General features: G+C 70.7%; 16 protein-coding genes. 6 read left to right on the top strand and 10 right to left on the bottom strand.

What is annotated here, in order from left to right; all coding sequences use genetic code 11:
• Positions 1 to 18: 18 nt before the first annotated feature.
• The 9 genes from P3T29_RS30420 to P3T29_RS30380 are packed head-to-tail and all read right to left on the bottom strand — an operon-like array spanning position 19 to position 7,964.
• Entirely contained in the window at positions 19 to 879 is an 861-nt protein-coding gene (locus tag P3T29_RS30420) for an amidohydrolase family protein (protein WP_280719909.1), read from the bottom strand.
• Positions 876 to 1,187 (bottom strand): L-rhamnose mutarotase, encoded by a 312-nt coding sequence (locus P3T29_RS30415; protein WP_280719908.1) that lies wholly within the window; start codon positions 1,185 to 1,187, stop codon positions 876 to 878. Before P3T29_RS30415 ends, P3T29_RS30420 begins: the two co-directional genes overlap by 4 nt.
• Complete coding sequence (locus tag P3T29_RS30410) at positions 1,184 to 1,843, bottom strand: lactate utilization protein C (protein WP_280719907.1); 660 nt, start codon at positions 1,841 to 1,843, stop codon at positions 1,184 to 1,186. Before P3T29_RS30410 ends, P3T29_RS30415 begins: the two co-directional genes overlap by 4 nt.
• On the bottom strand, positions 1,840 to 3,288 hold the full coding sequence (locus P3T29_RS30405) for a LutB/LldF family L-lactate oxidation iron-sulfur protein (RefSeq protein WP_280719906.1): 1,449 nt from the start codon (positions 3,286 to 3,288) through the stop codon (positions 1,840 to 1,842). Before P3T29_RS30405 ends, P3T29_RS30410 begins: the two co-directional genes overlap by 4 nt.
• A complete protein-coding gene (locus P3T29_RS30400; RefSeq protein WP_280719905.1) occupies positions 3,285 to 4,025 on the bottom strand; it encodes a (Fe-S)-binding protein in 741 nt (246 codons plus the stop codon). The genes P3T29_RS30405 and P3T29_RS30400 overlap by 4 nt, the downstream gene beginning before the upstream one ends.
• Positions 4,026 to 5,009 carry an aldo/keto reductase gene (locus P3T29_RS30395; RefSeq protein WP_280719904.1) on the bottom strand — a complete coding sequence of 328 codons (984 nt, stop codon included), beginning with the start codon at positions 5,007 to 5,009 and terminating at the stop codon, positions 4,026 to 4,028.
• Positions 5,006 to 5,767: an SDR family oxidoreductase gene (locus tag P3T29_RS30390; protein WP_280719903.1), complete on the bottom strand. Its 762-nt coding sequence runs from the start codon at positions 5,765 to 5,767 to the stop codon at positions 5,006 to 5,008. Before P3T29_RS30390 ends, P3T29_RS30395 begins: the two co-directional genes overlap by 4 nt.
• A complete protein-coding gene (locus tag P3T29_RS30385; RefSeq protein ID WP_280719902.1) occupies positions 5,764 to 7,101 on the bottom strand; it encodes an L-fuconate dehydratase in 1,338 nt (445 codons plus the stop codon). The genes P3T29_RS30390 and P3T29_RS30385 overlap by 4 nt, the downstream gene beginning before the upstream one ends.
• Before the next feature lie 11 nt (positions 7,102 to 7,112).
• Entirely contained in the window at positions 7,113 to 7,964 is an 852-nt protein-coding gene (locus tag P3T29_RS30380) for a fumarylacetoacetate hydrolase family protein (protein ID WP_280719901.1), read from the bottom strand.
• A gap of 404 nt (positions 7,965 to 8,368) precedes the next feature.
• Here P3T29_RS30380 and P3T29_RS30375 point away from each other — a divergent pair, with 404 nt between their 5' ends.
• The 5 genes from P3T29_RS30375 to P3T29_RS30355 all read left to right on the top strand — a co-directional run bounded on the left by P3T29_RS30375 (position 8,369) and on the right by P3T29_RS30355 (position 13,758).
• Positions 8,369 to 9,412: a sugar ABC transporter substrate-binding protein gene (locus P3T29_RS30375; protein ID WP_280719900.1), complete on the top strand. Its 1,044-nt coding sequence runs from the start codon at positions 8,369 to 8,371 to the stop codon at positions 9,410 to 9,412.
• A gap of 93 nt (positions 9,413 to 9,505) precedes the next feature.
• Positions 9,506 to 11,062, top strand: a complete 1,557-nt coding sequence (locus P3T29_RS30370) for a sugar ABC transporter ATP-binding protein (protein ID WP_280719899.1) — start codon at positions 9,506 to 9,508, stop codon at positions 11,060 to 11,062.
• Complete coding sequence (locus P3T29_RS30365) at positions 11,046 to 12,071, top strand: ABC transporter permease (RefSeq protein ID WP_280719898.1); 1,026 nt, start codon at positions 11,046 to 11,048, stop codon at positions 12,069 to 12,071. Before P3T29_RS30370 ends, P3T29_RS30365 begins: the two co-directional genes overlap by 17 nt.
• A 196-nt stretch (positions 12,072 to 12,267) precedes the next feature.
• Entirely contained in the window at positions 12,268 to 13,056 is a 789-nt protein-coding gene (locus P3T29_RS30360) for a FadR/GntR family transcriptional regulator (RefSeq protein ID WP_348532875.1), read from the top strand.
• A gap of 51 nt (positions 13,057 to 13,107) precedes the next feature.
• Positions 13,108 to 13,758 (top strand): hypothetical protein, encoded by a 651-nt coding sequence (locus tag P3T29_RS30355; RefSeq protein ID WP_280719897.1) that lies wholly within the window; start codon positions 13,108 to 13,110, stop codon positions 13,756 to 13,758.
• A 294-nt stretch (positions 13,759 to 14,052) separates the two neighbouring features.
• On the opposite strand, the gene P3T29_RS30350 is transcribed toward P3T29_RS30355, so the two are convergent.
• A complete protein-coding gene (locus P3T29_RS30350) occupies positions 14,053 to 14,262 on the bottom strand; it encodes a hypothetical protein (protein ID WP_280719896.1) in 210 nt (69 codons plus the stop codon).
• A gap of 56 nt (positions 14,263 to 14,318) precedes the next feature.
• Between P3T29_RS30350 and P3T29_RS30345 the strand changes: the two genes are divergently transcribed.
• Positions 14,319 to 15,386 (top strand): site-specific integrase, encoded by a 1,068-nt coding sequence (locus P3T29_RS30345; protein WP_280719895.1) that lies wholly within the window; start codon positions 14,319 to 14,321, stop codon positions 15,384 to 15,386.
• Positions 15,387 to 16,183: the final 797 nt, after the last annotated feature.

The raw sequence follows: 16,183 nt of genomic DNA, 5'->3' as shown, positions 1-16,183 counted from the left end.
CGCTGCTCCACTCCCCGGTCAGTGCCCGGCGAGCCCGTAGACCCGGATCGCGTTGCCCGCGAAGAGGGCCTGCCGCTCGCCGGGGGTGAGGCCGGCGGTGAGCTCCTGGGTGACGGCCAGCACCCGGCTGTAGGGCGCCTCCAGGGTGGAGACCGGCCAGTCGGAGCCGTACAGCAGGCGCTGCGGGCCGAAGGCGTCGAGGGCGGTGTCGACGGCGGGCCGCAGGTCGTCGAGGGTCCAGCCGCCGCTGGTGGCCTCGGTGAGCAGGCCGGAGAGCTTGGCGACCGTGTTGGGCAGGGCGGCGAAGCGGCGCAGCCGGGTGGCCCAGGCCCCCAGGGCTCCGCCGGCGATCGGCGGTTTGCCCAGATGGTCGAGGACGAAGGTGAGTCCGGGCAGGGCGGCCGCGGCGGCGGTGGCGGCCGGCAGTTGCTCCGGCGTGACGACCAGGTCGTAGGCGAGCCCGGCGGCGGCGACGGCGAGCAGGCCGCGCCGGACCTCGGGGCGCAGCAGCCAGTTCGGGTCCGGCTCCTCCTGTACTTGGTGACGGATACTCACCAGCCGTTTGCCACCGGGCAGTTCACGCAGTTCGGCGAGCCTGTCCGCGATGTCGGGGGCGGTCAGCTTCGTCCAGCCCACCACACCCGCCACCAGCGCGTCCTCGGCGGCCAGCCTGAGCAGTTCGGGTGTCTCCTCGGGTACGCAGACGGTCTGCACGACCACGGCTGCACTCACCCCGGCCGCGCGGGCCTCGGGTGCCAGGTCGGTGAGGGAGAAGGAGCGGGCCAGCGGGGCCAGCGCCGGGCCCGAGATCCACGGCTGCGGACGGACTGCCAGGTCCCAGACGTGGTGGTGCGAGTCGACGATCTTGTGGTCCGTCACAGGTTCCACACCACCGGGAGTCCGGCCGAGGCGCCCTCGGCGGAGTAGTCGTGCACCACGTCCAGCAGGTCGCCCATCCGGGCCTGCCACGCGATGTTGACCGACAGCTGCTCCAACTGCGCCAGCAGTCGGCCGTAGTCCTCGCAGTCGAGCAGGTGGAACAGCTCGGTGCCGCTGCGCCAGATGGTCCACGAGGAGACCCCGGCGGCCCGGATGGCGATGGCGAGTTCGGCGGGGACGGCCCGGTGAGCGGCCTCGTACTCCTCGATCCGGTCGGGGCGGACGCGGGTGTGCAGGGCGATTCTCATGACTGCTCCACTGACTGCTCCACTGACTGCTCCACGATGACGACGTCCAGGGTGCGCGGGCCGTGCACGCCCTCGACGCGGTCGAGTTCGATGTCGCTGGTGGCGGACGGTCCGGAGATGAAGGTGAGGGGTCGGGCGGGGTCGAGCCGGGCGAGCGCGTCGGGCAGGTCGTCGGCGATCTGCTCGGCGCGGATCACGCACAGGTGGTAGTCGGGCACCAGGCTCAGCGCCCGCCGGCCCTGGCCGGGGCCCGCGTCCAGCACGATGGTGCCGGTCACCGCGATGCCGACGGCCGCCAGGGTCACCGAGCCGTCCAGCGCCTCCAGTTCCGGCACCGTCAGGGGTTCCGACTGCCACTGCCGGCTCCCGCCCGGCAGCAGCTCGGTGGGGAACCCGGATGGCAGTGCCAGCCGGCCGACGCCGCGCTCGGTCAGCGCCCGGGCGATCACCGCGGGCACGTCCTCGGGGGCGGCCCGGTGAACGGTGGCCCGGTAGTCGGCGACCCGCTCGGCGAAGAGCTCCACCGGGTCCTGCCCCGGCTCCAGGTGGCTGCGCCGGTACGCACGTTCCACCGCGACGTGTTCAGGTCCCTCCTCGGCTGGGACGTCGGCCAGCGCGCCCCGGATCCGGGCCAGGATGGTCTCGCGGCTGCTCACGGCGTTCCCTCTCGGTTCTTGCGCCACCAGGTCCGGAACGACTCGGCCGGGGGCGCGGGGCTGTCGCGGGTGTCGGACCAGCCGTGCAGCGGTCCGGGCAGCCGGCCGATCCTGCCCTCGCGGGCCAGCACCCGCCCGCCGAGCGAGGCCGCCTTCTGCGCGGCGGAGAGCAGCCGGGGTGAGTCCAGCACGGTGGCGGCGGCCTTCATCGCGAGGGCTTCCGGGCTCAGCGGGTGGCGCTTGGCCTCGACCACCTCGGCCCTCAGGTGGGCCAGCACCTCGGGGATGTTGATCTTCACGGGGCAGGCGTCGTAGCAGGCCCCGCAGAGGGTGGAGGCGAACGGCAGTGAGGCGGCCTGCTCGACTCCTACCAGCTGCGGGGTGAGCACCGCGCCGATCGGCCCCGGGTAGACCGAGCCGTAGGCGTGGCCACCGGTGCGCTCGAAGACGGGGCAGACGTTCAGGCAGGCGGAGCAGCGGATGCAGGCCAGCACCTGCCGTCCGACGGTGTCGGCCAGGGTGTCGGTGCGTCCATTGTCCAGCAGCACCAGGTGGAACTGTGACGGGCCGTCGCCTTCGGTCACCCCGGTCCAGGTCGAGGTGTACGGGTTCATCCGCTCGCCGGTGGAGGAACGCGGCAGCAGCTGCAGGAAGACCTCCAGGTCCGACCAGGTGGGAACGACCTTCTCGATGCCCATCACGGTGATCAGCGTCTCGGGCAGGCTCAGGCACATCCGCCCGTTCCCCTCCGACTCCACCACCGTGACCGTACCGGTGTCGGCCACCGCGAAGTTGGCGCCCGAGACGGCGACCTTGGCGGCCAGGAACTTCTTGCGCAGGTGGCGCCGGGCCGCCTCGGCGAGTTCGCGGGGATCGTCGCTCAGGCCCTCGGGGGCCGGCTCGCCCCAGTGCGCCATCTCGGCGGCGAACAGGTCGCGGATCTCGGTGCGGTTCTTGTGGATCGCCGGTACCAGGATGTGCGAGGGGCGGTCCTCGCCCAACTGCACGATCAGTTCGGCCAGATCGGTCTCGTAGGCGGTGATCCCTTCGAGCGCGAGCGCCTCGTTGAGGCCGATCTCCTGGGTCGCCATCGACTTGATCTTGACCACCTCGCGCTCTCCGGTGGCCTGAATGAGAGCGGCGACGATCCGGTTGGCCTCGGCGGCGTCGCCCGCCCAGTGCACGGATCCGCCGGCGGCGGTGACCGCCTCCTCCAGCTGCAGCAGGTAGCGGTCGAGGTGACGGGCCGTGCGGCGCTTGATCGCCTCGGCCGCGGTGCGCAGCTCCTCCCAGTCGTCGAGTTCCGCGGCGACGGCCAGGCGCTTGTCGCGGATGGTGGTGGTGGCGCGCCGCAGGTTGGTACGCAGCTGCTGGTCGGCGAGCGCGGTGCGGGCCGCCTCGGGGAAGGACGGCGAGCCGAGCCAGACCACACCGCGATCGCTCATCGTTTCTCTCCTTCGGCGCCGGCCAGGATCTCGGCCAGATGCATGGTCCGCACGCCGCTGCCCTGGCGGGAGAGGCCGCCGCCGATGTGCATCAGACAGGAGTTGTCGGCGGCGCAGAGCACCTCGGCACCGCTCGCCAGCACCCCGGCCGCCTTGTCGGCGAGCATCGCGCTGGAGGTGTCGGCGTTCTTCACCGCGAAGGTGCCGCCGAAGCCGCAGCAGGAGTCGGCGCTGGGCAGTTCCACCAGGTCGAGGTCCTTGACCGCGCGCAGCAGCCGCAGCGGCCGGTCGCCCAGGCGCAGGCCGCGCAGGGAGTGGCAGGTGGGGTGGTAGGCGACCTTGTGGGGGAACCGGGCGCCGACCTCGGTGACCTTGAGGACGTCGGTCAGGAACTCGGTGAACTCGTAGACCCTTGGGACGAGTTCGGCGACCTGCTGCTGCAGGGAAGTGGACCCGTACTGCTCGGCGAGCACCGGGTGGTTCTCCCGTATCATGCCGGCGCAGGAGGCCGAGGGGGTGACCACCGCGTCGTAGTCGGCGAAGGCGCGGGCGAACCGGGCGACCAGCGGGGCGGCCTCGGGCCGGTAGCCGGTGTTGAAGTGCATCTGACCGCAGCAGGTCTGCTCCTGCGGGAAGTCCACGGTGTGGCCCAGGCGTTCCAGCACGGTCAGGACCGCCCGGCCGGTGCCGGGGTAGAGGGTGTCGTTGAAGCAGGTGATGAACAGGGCGATGCGCACTCAGCTCGCCTCCTCGGGCGTCGGTACACCGGGGGCCAGCAGGCCGTGCGCCTTCAGGTCCTGCCAGAGCGCTGCCGGCAGGGCGAGCCGCAGCATGGCGGCGGCGTCGCTCACCTCTGCCGCGCTGCGGACGCCGACCAGCACGCCGGCGACCGCCGGGTGCCCGAAGGGGAAGCGCAGCGCGGCGGCGCGTAGCGGCACGCCGTGCCGCTCGCAGACGGCTTTGAAGCCCAGCGCCCGGGCCAGGACCTCTGGCGGAGCGGCGGTGTAGTCGAAGGTGGCGCCGGGCCTGGGGTCCGCGAGCAGGCCGGAGTTGAAGACCCCGCCGACCACCACCGCCACCCGGTGCTCGGCGGCCAGCGGCAGCAGTTCGGCCAGTCCGCTCTGGTCCAGCAGGGTGTAGCGGCCGGCCAGCAGGACGACGTCGATGTCGCTCTCGCGGACGAACCGGGCAGGGACGGCGGCCTGGTTCATGCCGACACCGATCGCGCCGATGACGCCTTCGGCACGTAGCCGCTCCAGCTCGGGGTAGGCATCGGTCAGGGCCTGCTCGACGTGGTCGTCCGGGTCGTGCAGGTAGACGAGGTCGATCCGGTCCAGGCCCAGGCGCTGCAGGCTGGCCTCGATCGAGCGGCGCACCCCGTCGGCGCTGAAGTCCCAGACCCGCCGGTGGGTCGCCGGCACGGCGAAGCCGTCGGCCAGGTCGTCCCCGGCCGGGGCGGGCAGCGGTTCCAGCAGTCGGCCGACCTTGGTGGAGATGGTGAATTCCGAGCGCGGCCGCCCGCGCAGCGCCGCTCCCAGCCGGCGCTCCGACAGGCCCAGCCCGTAGTGCGGTGCGGTGTCGAAGTACCGCACGCCCACCTCCCACGCGGCCTGGAGCGCCTGTTCCGCCTGAGCGTCGGTGACCGGCGTGAAGAGGTTGCCGATCGCGGCGGCGCCGAAGGCGAACGGGCCGGCCTCGACCCGGCTGGATCCGAGCTTCATCGCGGCGGCTCCGGTCGCAGCCGCAGCCCGGCCATCCCGCCGTCCACCGCAAGCGCCGTTCCGGTGACGCTGCCGGCGGCCGGGGAGGCCAGGTAGGCGATCGCGGCGGCCACCTCCGGCGCGCTGACCAGCCGACCGGTGGGCTGACGGCCGTTCAGTGCGGCCCGCTCGGCTGCCGGGTCGGGCGCCGCGTCCAGCAGCCGGCCGACCCAAGGCGTGTCCACCGTACCGGGGTTGACGCAGTTCACCCGGATGCCCTCGCGCACGTGGTCGGCCGCCATCGCCAGGGTCAGCGAGAGGACGGCGCCCTTGCTCGCCGAGTACAGCGCGCGCTGCGGCAGACCGGCGGTGGCGGCGATCGAACAGGTGTTGACGATCGCCGCGTTGGCGGAGCGGCGCAGGTGCGGGAGCGCGGCGCGGGTGGTGCGGACCAGGCCGACCACGTTGATGTCCAGCACCTGGTGCCACTGCTCGTCCGGGTTGTCCGCCACGGTGCCGGCCGCGCCGATCCCCGCGTTGTTGACCAGGATGTCCAGGCCGCCCAGCGCGCCGACGGCCGCCTCGACGGCCGCGCGCACCGACGCGTCGTCACCGAGGTCGGCGGTGAAGCCGAGCAGCGGCGGCTGGGCGCCGCGCGGGTCGAGGTCGAGCACCGCCACCCGTGCGCCGCACTCGCTCAGCAACTGGGCCGTGGCCAGGCCGATGCCGGAGGCGCCGCCGGTGACCAGGGCGCACAGCCCTGACAGATCGTTCGTCATACGCTGAGCTCCGTCTCGGTGAGCCGGTCGGCGGCCCAGAAGGCGCCGTCCGGGTAGAGGTAGGTGTCGACGGTGGCCTGGTGCATGGTGGCGGAGAAGCCGGGGGCGGTGGGCGCTTGGTAGTGGCCGTCGTGGATCACCACGGGGTCCACGAAGTGCTGGTGCAGGTGGTCGACGTACTCGATGACGCGGTTCTCGGTGGTGCCGCAGAGCGCGACGTAGTCGAACATCGACAGGTGCTGGACCAGTTCGCACAGGCCCACGCCGCCGGCGTGCGGGCAGACGGGAACACCGAACTTGGCGGCCAGCAGCAGGATGGCGAGGTTCTCGTTCACGCCGCCGACCCGGGCGGCATCCAGCTGGAGGACGTCGACGGCTCCGGCCTGGAGCAGCTGTTTGAAGATGATCCGGTTCTGGACGTGTTCGCCGGTGGCGACCTTGACCGGCTGGACGCCGCGACGGACGGCGGCGTGGCCGAGCACGTCGTCGGGGCTGGTGGGCTCCTCGATCCAGTACGGGTCGAACTCGGCCAGCGCGTTGGTCCACTCGATGGCCTGGGCGACGTTCCAGCGCTGGTTGGCGTCGATCGCCATCCGGATGTCCGGGCCGATCGCCGCGCGGGCGGTGCGGCAGCGGCGGATGTCGTCGGCCAGGTCCGCGCCGACCTTGAGCTTGATCTGGGTGAAGCCGGCGGCCACGGCCTCCTTGGCCAGGCGGGTCAGCTTCTCGTCGCTGTAGCCGAGCCAGCCGGGGGAGGTGGTGTAGCCGGGGTAGCCGCGCCGGCGCAGCTCGGCCTCGCGGTCGTCGGCGCCCTGCTTGCCCCGGCGCAGCAGATCCAGCGCCTCCTCGGGGGTCAGGGCGTCGCTGATGTAGCGGAAGTCGACCTGGGAGACCAGCCAGGCGGGGTCGGCGTCCGCGAGCAGCTGCCACAGTGGCTTCCCCTCTCGCTTGGCCGCCAGATCCCACACGGCGTTGACGACGGCGCCGATCGCCATGTGCATCACGCCCTTCTCAGGGCCCAGCCAGCGCAGTTGGCTGTCGCCGATCAGGTCGCGGCTCAGCGAGCCGGGGTCTTCGCACAGCTCGGCGACCGGACGTCCGACGATGTGCGCGCGCAGTGCGTCGATCGCGGCCACCTGGACCTCGTTGCCCCGGCCGATGGTGAAGGTGAAGCCGTGGCCCTCGTGGCCGCCCGCGCAGGTGCGCAGGACGACGTAGGCGGCGGAGTAGTCGGGGTCCGGGTTCATCGCGTCGGACCCGTCCAGCTCGCGCGAGGTGGGAAAGCGGATGTCGTAGGTGTCGACGGCGGTGATCCGTGCGGTCTGGGCGGACAACTCGGTGCCTCTCAAGCGTTGGCGAAGGTCTGGCGCTGGGTACCGAGACCGTCGATGGACAGCTCGACGGTGTCGCCGGCGCGCAGGTACGGGGTGCCGGGCAGGCCCAGCGCGACTCCGGCCGGGGTGCCGGTGTTGATGACGTCGCCCGGGTTCAGCACCATGTACTGGCTCAGGTACCAGACCAGGTAGTTGACGTCGAAGATCATGTTCTTGGTGTTGCCGTCCTGGCGTGCGGTGCCGTTGACGGCCAGGCGCATGCCCAGCGTCTGCGGGTCGCCGGCCTCGTCCGGGGTGACCAGCCAGGGGCCCAGCGGGTTGAAGGTCTCGCAGGACTTGCCGAGATCCCACTGGCCGGAGAATTCGAGCTGGAACTCCCGCTCGGAGACGTCGTTGCTGATCGCGTAGCCCGCGATCACGCCGACGGCGTCGGCGGGGGATCCGAGGTAGCGGGCCTCGCGGCCGATCACCAGCGCGAGCTCCACTTCCCAGTCGGTCCTCACCGAGTTCCGGGGGATCAGCACCCGGTCGTAGGGGCCGACCACGGTGGCCGGGTCCTTCATGAACACCACCGGGCGCGGCGGGATCGCGGCGCCGGTCTCCTCGGCGTGGTCGCGGTAGTTGAGCCCGATGCAGACCACCTTGCCCGGGCGGGCGACCGGGGCGCCGACACGCAGCCCGGCCGGATCGAGGAGGGGCAGTGCCTCCTCGGCCAGCGCGCGCCGGACCCGCTCGATCCCGCCCGAAGCGAGGAACGCTCCGTCGATGTCGCCGGTCAGGCCCGACAGCGCGAACGTCCGACCGTCCCCGGTCTGGACCGCAGGAGCCTCCGCTCCCGGACTTCCGAGCCGCAGCAGCCTCATCTCTCGTCTCCCGTCGTTCTGGAGGTGGGAACCTCCGCCATCGAGCGCAGCCAAACACATCGGATCTCTGTGCTGTCGTCAGACCATATGAGCAAAGACCCTGAGACTGCAAGAAGTCCTCCGATGACTCTTTCGACTGAGCGCATAGGCCGATAACACCGCACCTCAGGTGGGGACATCTGGTTCTCGCGACACCTGCTGGAAGCCTGGACGTAACGGTTGGGATTCATCAGAGGTCTTCCCTTGCCAGCCAGGTTTTCGACTCATAGGGTCCTCGATACCGCAATCCATCCGATGACTGCGGGAGGCTCACCACGGCCGCCGGCACCCGCGGTCTCGCGCAGCACCAGTCCCCACCCCGCCCCTTCGGGGCGCTCGGCATCCCAGCCAAGGAGATCAGCACCATGAAGCCTCGCTTCTCCACCAGAATCGCGGCGACCGCCGCCACCTTCGTCGTGCTGGCGGGGTTCGCCACGGCCTGCAACCGGAGCAGCAGCAGCGCCGCCGGCGGCAAGCCGGCGATCGGGATCGACCTGCCGCGGGCTGACTCCGACTTCTGGAACTCCTACGCGCAGTACATCAAGTCCGGCGTCTCCGACCAGGGCCTGCACGCACTGCCGGTCAGCAACTCGCAGAACGACATCACCAAGCTGGTCTCCAACGTCCAGGTGTTCGAGAACACCGGCGCCAAGGCCGTGGTGATGGCCCCGCAGGACACCGGCGCGATCACCTCCACCCTGGACGCGCTCGCCGCCAGGAAGATTCCCGTGATCAGCGTCGACACCCGCCCGGACAAGGGGCAGGTGTACATGGTGGTCCGCGCGGACAACAAGGCGTACGGCACCAAGGCGTGCGAGTTCCTGGGCAAGCAGCTCGGCGGGAAGGGCAAGGTCGCCGAACTCCAGGGCGCACTCGACTCGATCAACGGCCGCGACCGCTCGGAGGCATTCGCCGCCTGCATGAAGAGCGAGTTCCCCGGCATCCAGGTGATCGAGCTGGCCACCGACTGGAAGGGCGACGTGGCCTCCGCCAAGCTCCAGTCCACGCTGGCCGCCAACCCGGACCTGAAGGGCATCTACATGCAGGCCGGCGGCGTCTTCCTGCAGCCCACCCTCGCGCTGCTGCAACAGAAGGGCCTGCTCAAGCCGGTCGGACAGCCCGGCCACATCGCGATCATCTCCAACGACGGCATCCCGCAGGAGTTCGACGCGATCCGCCAGGGCCAGATCGACGCCACGATCTCCCAGCCGGCCGACCTGTACGCCAAGTACGCGCTCTTCTACGCCCAGGCCGCGGCCGAGGGCAAGACCTTCCAGCCAGGCCCCACCGACCACCAGTCCACCATCATCTCGCTGCCCAACGGTCTGGAGGACCAGCTGCCCGCCCCGCTGGTCACCAAGGACAACGTGGACGACAAGGCCCTCTGGGCCAACAACATCGCCAAGTAGTCCGACCATGTAATCCCACGCCCCTCGGTGCGGCGGTGCCCGACCCCTCGAAGCCGCCGCCCCCGGGTCTTCTGCGGAAAGGACATCCCCGCCATGGCGGACTCCAGCCCCATCCGGGGCCCCGTTGTCGAAGCCGACGGGATCAGCAAGCGCTTCGGCGCCACCGTCGCGCTGCGCGACGCCCGCATCTCGGTAGCACCCGGCGAGTCGCACGCCCTGGTGGGCCGCAACGGCGCAGGCAAATCCACTCTCGTCTCGATCCTCACCGGACTGCAGAACGCTGACACCGGCACCCTGCGCTTCAACGGCGACCCGGCCCCGGCCCCCGGGGACACCGAGGCCTGGCGCTCCCGGGTCGCCTGCGTCTACCAGCGCTCCACCGTCATCGGGGCTCTCACCGTCGCGGAGAACCTCTTCCTCGACCGGCAGAGTGCGCGGGCGCTGCGCCCGATCAGCTGGCGGCAGCTGCGCCTACGGGCCGCCGAACTGCTCGCCGAGTACGGCGTGGACGTCGACCCGAGCACTCGCGCCGAGGAACTCACCGTCGAACAGCGCCAGTTCGTGGAGATCGCTCGGGCGCTCTCGTTCGGCGCCCGGTTCATCATCCTGGACGAGCCGACCGCCAAGCTGGACGCCCGCGGCATCGAGCGACTCTTCGCCAAGCTGCGCGAACTCCAGCGCCAGGGCGTGGCGTTCCTCTTCATCTCGCACCACCTCCAGGAGGTCTACGATCTCTGCGACACCGTCACCGTCTACCGCGACGCGCGGCACATCCTCACCGCCCCGGTCGCCGAACTCGACCAGCACGAGCTGGTCGAGGCGATGACCGGGGAGACCTCGCGGGGCGCGGAGCCGTCCTGGTCGACCACCGGCGGAACCCGCGCGGCGGGCGACGTGCTGCTCAAGGTCACGGACCTCGACCTGCCCGGGGCCTACCAGGGAGTCTCACTGACCGCCCGGGCCGGTGAGGTCGTCGGCCTCGCCGGGGCCGCGGCCAGCGGCAACGTGCAGCTCGGCGAGACCCTGGCCGGACTGCACCGCCCCAAGGCGGGGACCATCACGGTCGCCGACCGCCCGGTACGCCCGGGCCGGGTGCCGGCGGCGCTGGCCGCCGGGATCGGGTTCGTCCCCGAGGACCGGCACCTTCAGGGCTTGATCCCGCAGCGCAGCGTCGCCGAGAACGCCACCTTGACGGTGACCGACCAGTTGGGCCCGTTCGGTACCGTACTGCCCTCCCGCACACGGGAGTTCGCCCAGCGCATGATCACCGGCCTGGACATCAAGACCCCCGGACCGGCGACGCCCGTCTCCGCCCTGTCCGGCGGCAACCAGCAGAAGGTGGTGATCGCCCGGGCGCTGGCCACCCAGCCGCACGTCCTGGTCGCGATCCGTCCGACCAACGGCGTGGACATCAAGTCCAAGGAATCCCTGCTCGGCACCATCCGGGAGGTCGCCGACAGCGGCCGGAGCGCCGTCATCGTCTCCGACGAACTCGACGACCTGCGGGCCTGCGACCGGGTCGTGGCCATGTTCCACGGCCGCGTCGTGGCGCAGTTCCCCTCGGGCTGGAGTGACGAACAGCTGGTCGCAGCCATGGAGGGCATGGCCGGCACGACTGACACGAAGGAAGACCATGGCCCCCACCACTGAGCTCGCCACACCCCCGGCCGCCGCCACCGCGGCGGGCCGCCGCTTCGACCTCGCCCGCTACCGCGACCTGTCGCTGCTGCCGGTCCTGCTGGTCCTCGGCGTGATCGGCTTCGCCGTCTCACCGGCCTTCCTGACCAGCGACAACCTGCTCGGCGTCGGCCAACAGGCCACCGAACTGAGCCTGCTGGTCCTGGGCGAGGCCCTGATCCTGATCAGCGGCCGGATGGACCTCTCGCTGGAGTCCACCATCGGTGTGGCCCCCGTGATCGCGGTCTGGCTGGTCCTGCCCGACCACGGCGCCCGGTTCAACGGCATCGGCCTCTTCCCGAGCTGGAGCGCGATCCCGCTCTGCCTGGCGGTCGGCGCGCTGATCGGCGCGATCAACGGCTTCCTCATCCTCAAGCTGCGACTCAACGGATTCATCGTCACCCTCGGCGCGCTCACCCTGCTGCGCGGACTCCAAGTAGCCATCTCCCAGGGCCAGTCCATCGTCAACCTGCCCGGCTCCTTCAGCTACCTCGGCAGCGCCTCCTGGCTCGGCGCACCCGCCGCGATCTGGATCTGCGCGCTGCTTTTCACCCTCGGCGGCGCGGCGCTGGCCTGGCTGCGGCACGGCCGGGCGCTGTACGCGATCGGCGGCAACCCCGAGGCGGCGCGGGCTGCCGGGATCCGGGTCGACCGGATCACCTGGACCGTGCTGATCCTCGGCGGCGTGCTGGCCGCCTTCGCCGGCATCCTCTACACCGGCCACTACGGCTCCATCTCCGCCGACCAGGGCAACGGCTGGATCTTCCAGGTCTTCGCCGCCACCGTCATCGGCGGGGTGAGCCTCAACGGAGGCCGCGGCACCCTCTTCGGCGCCCTCACCGGCGTGCTGACACTGCAACTGGTGGTCAACGTGATGACCCTGGCAGGCGTACCGCCGCTGTGGAACCAGTTCCTCAACGGCGCGATCATCATCATCGCCCTGATCATCTCCCGCTTCGCCTCCGGCGAGAAGCAGGAGTGACGGAAGGTCAGGCCCGGTAATTGCCGAAGCGGCGCGATCGCACAGGTCAGGCACCTGATCGCGCCGCTTCAGCAACCCGCACGAATCCGCTGAGACCCGGCTGAGGCCCCGCCGAGGCCGCACTGAGGCCCTCCGGGGCCCGTCGAGGTCGGGAGGAGGCCCCTCGAGTCCGATCCACCACGGAGGTGCGAACAGCATGGCGGTCACCGACCAGGCCATCGAACGGATCAAGGAGATGATCGTCTCCGGCATCCTGCCACCGGGCACGCGGCTACCCAACGAGGCCGACCTCTCCGAGCAGCTCGGGCTGTCCCGCAGCTCGCTGCGCGAGGCGGTCCGAGCCCTCACCGCCATGCGGATCCTGGTCGCCAAGCAGGGCGACGGCACCTACGTCTCCGGGCTGGAGCCGCACCTCCTGCTGGAGGCGATGACCTTCGCCGCCGACGTCTCCCACGGCCACAGCGCTCGCCAGCTCCTCCAGGTCAGAGGTCTGCTGGAACCGCAGGCCGCCGCCCTCGCCGCCGGCCGGCTGACCGGGGAGCAGCTCGAAGCGCTGCGGAACATCCTCGACCGGTGCGCCGGCGATGTCGGGATCGAGGAGTTCGTCGAGCTCGACATCGAGTTCCACCGCACCATCGCCGACTCGGTCGACAACCCGGTCCTCTCCACCTTGCTGGGCATCCTCTCCACCCACACACAGCGGCTGCGCATCGTCCGCGGCACCAGCCACTCGACCGCCCGTGAGCAGGCACATCGCGAGCACGAGGCCATCTGGCGAGCCCTGGCCGCCCGCGATGCGGGGCTCGCAGCCGCTGCCAGTGCGGTCCACGTCGCCGCCGTGGAGGAGTGGCTGGCCGCCGGAACCCCCATCGACTCCGTCGCCCTCGGCCCGCTCACCTCCCAGCCACGTACCAGGGCCTCGGCCCTGCGCCGCTCTCCGCCGCACGCCGAGAGAACCCCGGCCCCAGGACGGTCTGACAAGTGAAGAGCACGCGCCCAGCAGGCCGTGCTCCTCAGCCGCGAAGGTGCCTCCCCGGTGCAGGTCGCCGCTGCGGACCGGCTGCTGCAGGAGGACCCGTTCGGTCCGACCGCGCTGTTCTCCAACATCGACTCGACCGCTGCGGCGGTCGCGGCGGCGCACTGGCTCTACGCCGCCGCTAAAGCCGTCTCCGAAGTCTCCGGGTACCCGGCGGCCGAGGTGGTGCGGGAGGCGGACAACATCGAGGCCCTCCCCCACCAGACGCACACCCTCGTCCTGGAGCTCCTCGACGAGGGTGTCTCCCCCTACGACGCCGTCACCGGGCTGGTTCGCCATGCCATGCGGGTCGCGGACGATGTGCTGCCCGACCCGGCCTCCTTCCGCGAACAGCTCGACGAGGCCGAGGAGACGATCGCCGAGTACGACGACGGCGATTCGGAGCAGGACGCGGTGCTCCCCGGCATCCGCCTGACCCCGCTGGACCCGCGCCGGCCCGCCCGCGGGACCTGCTCGAAGACCTCCTCGCCGGCATCAACGGCTGCTGGCTCCTCCACGACGAGTACGCCGAGCTCGACGAGGAGGACGAAGAGGATCCGGACGACGAGGAGGAATCGGAGGACGAGATCGCCGAGCGGCACCAGCATCACAGCCGCGCACAGTTCGCCACGCTCGTCCGCGCCATCGCCGCGCAGAATCGCGACCGACTGACCAAGCGAGCGACCGCTGCCACGGACACCTGAAGATCACCGCAAACCCCCGACCAGGGTGATGCCCGGTCGCCATATTCCATACCGCTCACCAGAGTCGCCAACGCCAACCGCTGCTATGAGCGCTCAGTCACGCCCAGTAGCAGACGGTGGCCGACTTGAGCATTGAACAAGGGAGCAGCGCAGGTCAGCCATGGCGTGGCCGCTGGGTGGTCGCGTGGTGGTCGTGTCCGTCCAGGTCGAAACTGGGAGAGGAACCGACTCCGTTCCCGGAGGTGATCACCATGGCCCCCGCTTACCGACCGCGGACGCGTCTACCGCCGCTTGCGGCTGCCGCGACGACCAGCGAAAGCAGCTCGGCACCCACTGCCTGCTCCTTGCCACCGACCCGGACCACGGAAGCTGGGCGTTCGCCGTCGACGGCCCCTCCACCAACGGGCACCGCCACACCGTGCGGCGCGGCGGCTTCCGCGACGAAGTCGAAGCCCGCATCGCGCTGCGCCACGTCACCCAGGCGCTGGACGCCGGCTTCACCGCCGACCTGAGAGAGAGCACCGCCCAGTGCCTGTGCGCTGGCTCGAAGCCAAGAGTCTGGTCCTCAAGCCCACCACCATGGCCCGCTACCGCACCTACGTGGAGCGCGACCTCATCCCCGCCATCGGCGACGTCCCCCTCGACGACCTCGACTACAAGCACCTGCACGCCTTCGTCACCGCCCAGCTCCACCACGGCCGCGGCAAGGTCACCGTCCACCGGATCATGGCCACGCTTTCCAGCGCCCTGGGCGAGGCGGTCACCCGCCACCGACTCGGCCACAACCCCGCCCAACCGACACTGATCCCCCGGCCCCGCTCAGCTGAACGACACCTGTGGACGGCCAAGGAAGCCGCCCGCTTCCTGCGCTTCACCCACACCACCGACCCGATGTTCGCCGACCTGGCCGAGCTGATGATCGGCACCGGGATGCGCAAGGGCGAAGCCCTCGCCCTGCGCTGGGACGACGTTCACCGCGATGAGCGCATCGTCTTCATCCGGGCCACCCTGTCCGCCGTCGACAACAACCAGCTCCAGCTCACCACCCCCAAAACCAAGGGCAGCCGCGCCTGGGTCGCCCTGTCCGACCGAGTCGCCACCGCAATCGACGACCGGGCCGGAACCCGCGTGTTCGGCCAGATCAACCCGGCCGGCGGCTACGTCTTCCACCGCCACGACCGACCCCTGCACCCCAAGTACGCGCTCGAGCACTTCCATCTGCTCTGCAAACGGGCCGGCGTGCCCCGCATCGCCCTGCACGACCTGCGACACCTGTCCGCCGGATTCGCCATGGACGCAGGCGTACCCCTGCCCGCCGTATCCAAGACCCTGCGCCACCGCACACTCTCCACCACCGCGAACATCTACAGCGAACTCAGCCCCGCAGCGGTCCGAGCAGCCGTCGACGCCATCGCCTGGATCCTGAACACCGCCGAACGCACCGTCATCGGCTCCCCGGCCTGCCGGGCCCGACGCCCCTGGCGCCAACAACCCCGCGCCCACCGACCACTGCCCGCACATCAGCCAAGCCGGAATGACGAACCATCAGACTCCTGGCCGAAGTGGCCCGGAGACCACCATGCGACCACCAGCTGACACGGCAACAGAAAAAGCCGCCTCCGCTATCGCGGAAACGGCCTCCGACCTGCAGCTATGCAAGTCGGGATGACAGGATTTGAACCTGCGACCCCTTGACCCCCAGCAGGAAGGGTTCCCCTATTCCTGCCTGAAATGCGCTCGCACACACGTCGTACGTGTGCAGATGAGCACGTTTCGCGCACCTCGTTCGGCAGCGCGCATGACGTGTGGTCCCCAGCTGGTCCCCAGCTCAGGGGCTTGACGGAGGGTCCGAGTGGCGTTCATGTCTCCAGAGTAGCGCCGCTCCGGGCGAGGATCCAGCGATTCCCGCAGATCTCCCAGCAGCTCATCAAACAGGAGCCATGAACCGCCGGGCGAAATCAATCCGATCCGGGCCGAACGCCAGCCAGTGAATGGCCGTGCAAATCCCGGCATCACCCATTCCCCACGAGCTCGCGGAATTCACGGCGCCCGCCGTAGCGAATTCCGAAGACCGGCCCGAGGCTCGGCGCCACCACACCTCGCGCGCTCCAGGTTGTACGACCCCAACAACCCAAGGCCAACCGGCAAGCCGCCGTCTCCCAGTCCGCGGCCACTCTCCCGAGCAACGGCCCGCGCTGGCCGACGCTGCGCTATCAAGCTGCCCTACCCGCCGAACGTGCTCCGTGATCAGCCTCACGGCGTGTCGCCAGCGTGTGTCCCCGCCAGTCGATCTTGCCGGGGTGCAGATCTTGTGAGGGTGCCTCGTTGGAGTGATTCGCTGGGCTTTGTCCTGTGGGGGCGCGGGGCGGTCTCTAGCGTCGATGAGGTGAGCC

It is taken from the genome of Kitasatospora sp. MAP5-34 (assembly GCF_029894335.1).
GTDB lineage: Bacteria > Actinomycetota > Actinomycetes > Streptomycetales > Streptomycetaceae > Kitasatospora.
The sequence above is the reverse complement of the archived record's forward strand: the minus strand, read 5'-3'. Positions and strand labels throughout refer to the sequence as shown.

Excerpts from the sequence above, each read along its gene's own strand:
- P3T29_RS30370 (WP_280719899.1), top strand. The coding sequence starts at position 9,506 with ATGGCGGACTCCAGCCCCATCCGGGGCCCCGTTGTCGAAGCCGACGGG.
- P3T29_RS30375 (WP_280719900.1), top strand. The coding sequence starts at position 8,369 with ATGAAGCCTCGCTTCTCCACCAGAATCGCGGCGACCGCCGCCACCTTC.
- P3T29_RS30395 (WP_280719904.1), bottom strand. The coding sequence starts at position 5,009 with ATGAAGCTCGGATCCAGCCGGGTCGAGGCCGGCCCGTTCGCCTTCGGC.
- P3T29_RS30405 (WP_280719906.1), bottom strand. The coding sequence starts at position 3,288 with ATGAGCGATCGCGGTGTGGTCTGGCTCGGCTCGCCGTCCTTCCCCGAG.
- P3T29_RS30415 (WP_280719908.1), bottom strand. The coding sequence starts at position 1,187 with ATGAGAATCGCCCTGCACACCCGCGTCCGCCCCGACCGGATCGAGGAG.
- P3T29_RS30390 (WP_280719903.1), bottom strand. The coding sequence starts at position 5,767 with ATGACGAACGATCTGTCAGGGCTGTGCGCCCTGGTCACCGGCGGCGCC.
- P3T29_RS30365 (WP_280719898.1), top strand. The coding sequence starts at position 11,046 with ATGGCCCCCACCACTGAGCTCGCCACACCCCCGGCCGCCGCCACCGCG.
- P3T29_RS30380 (WP_280719901.1), bottom strand. The coding sequence starts at position 7,964 with ATGAGGCTGCTGCGGCTCGGAAGTCCGGGAGCGGAGGCTCCTGCGGTC.
- P3T29_RS30360 (WP_348532875.1), top strand. The coding sequence starts at position 12,268 with ATGGCGGTCACCGACCAGGCCATCGAACGGATCAAGGAGATGATCGTC.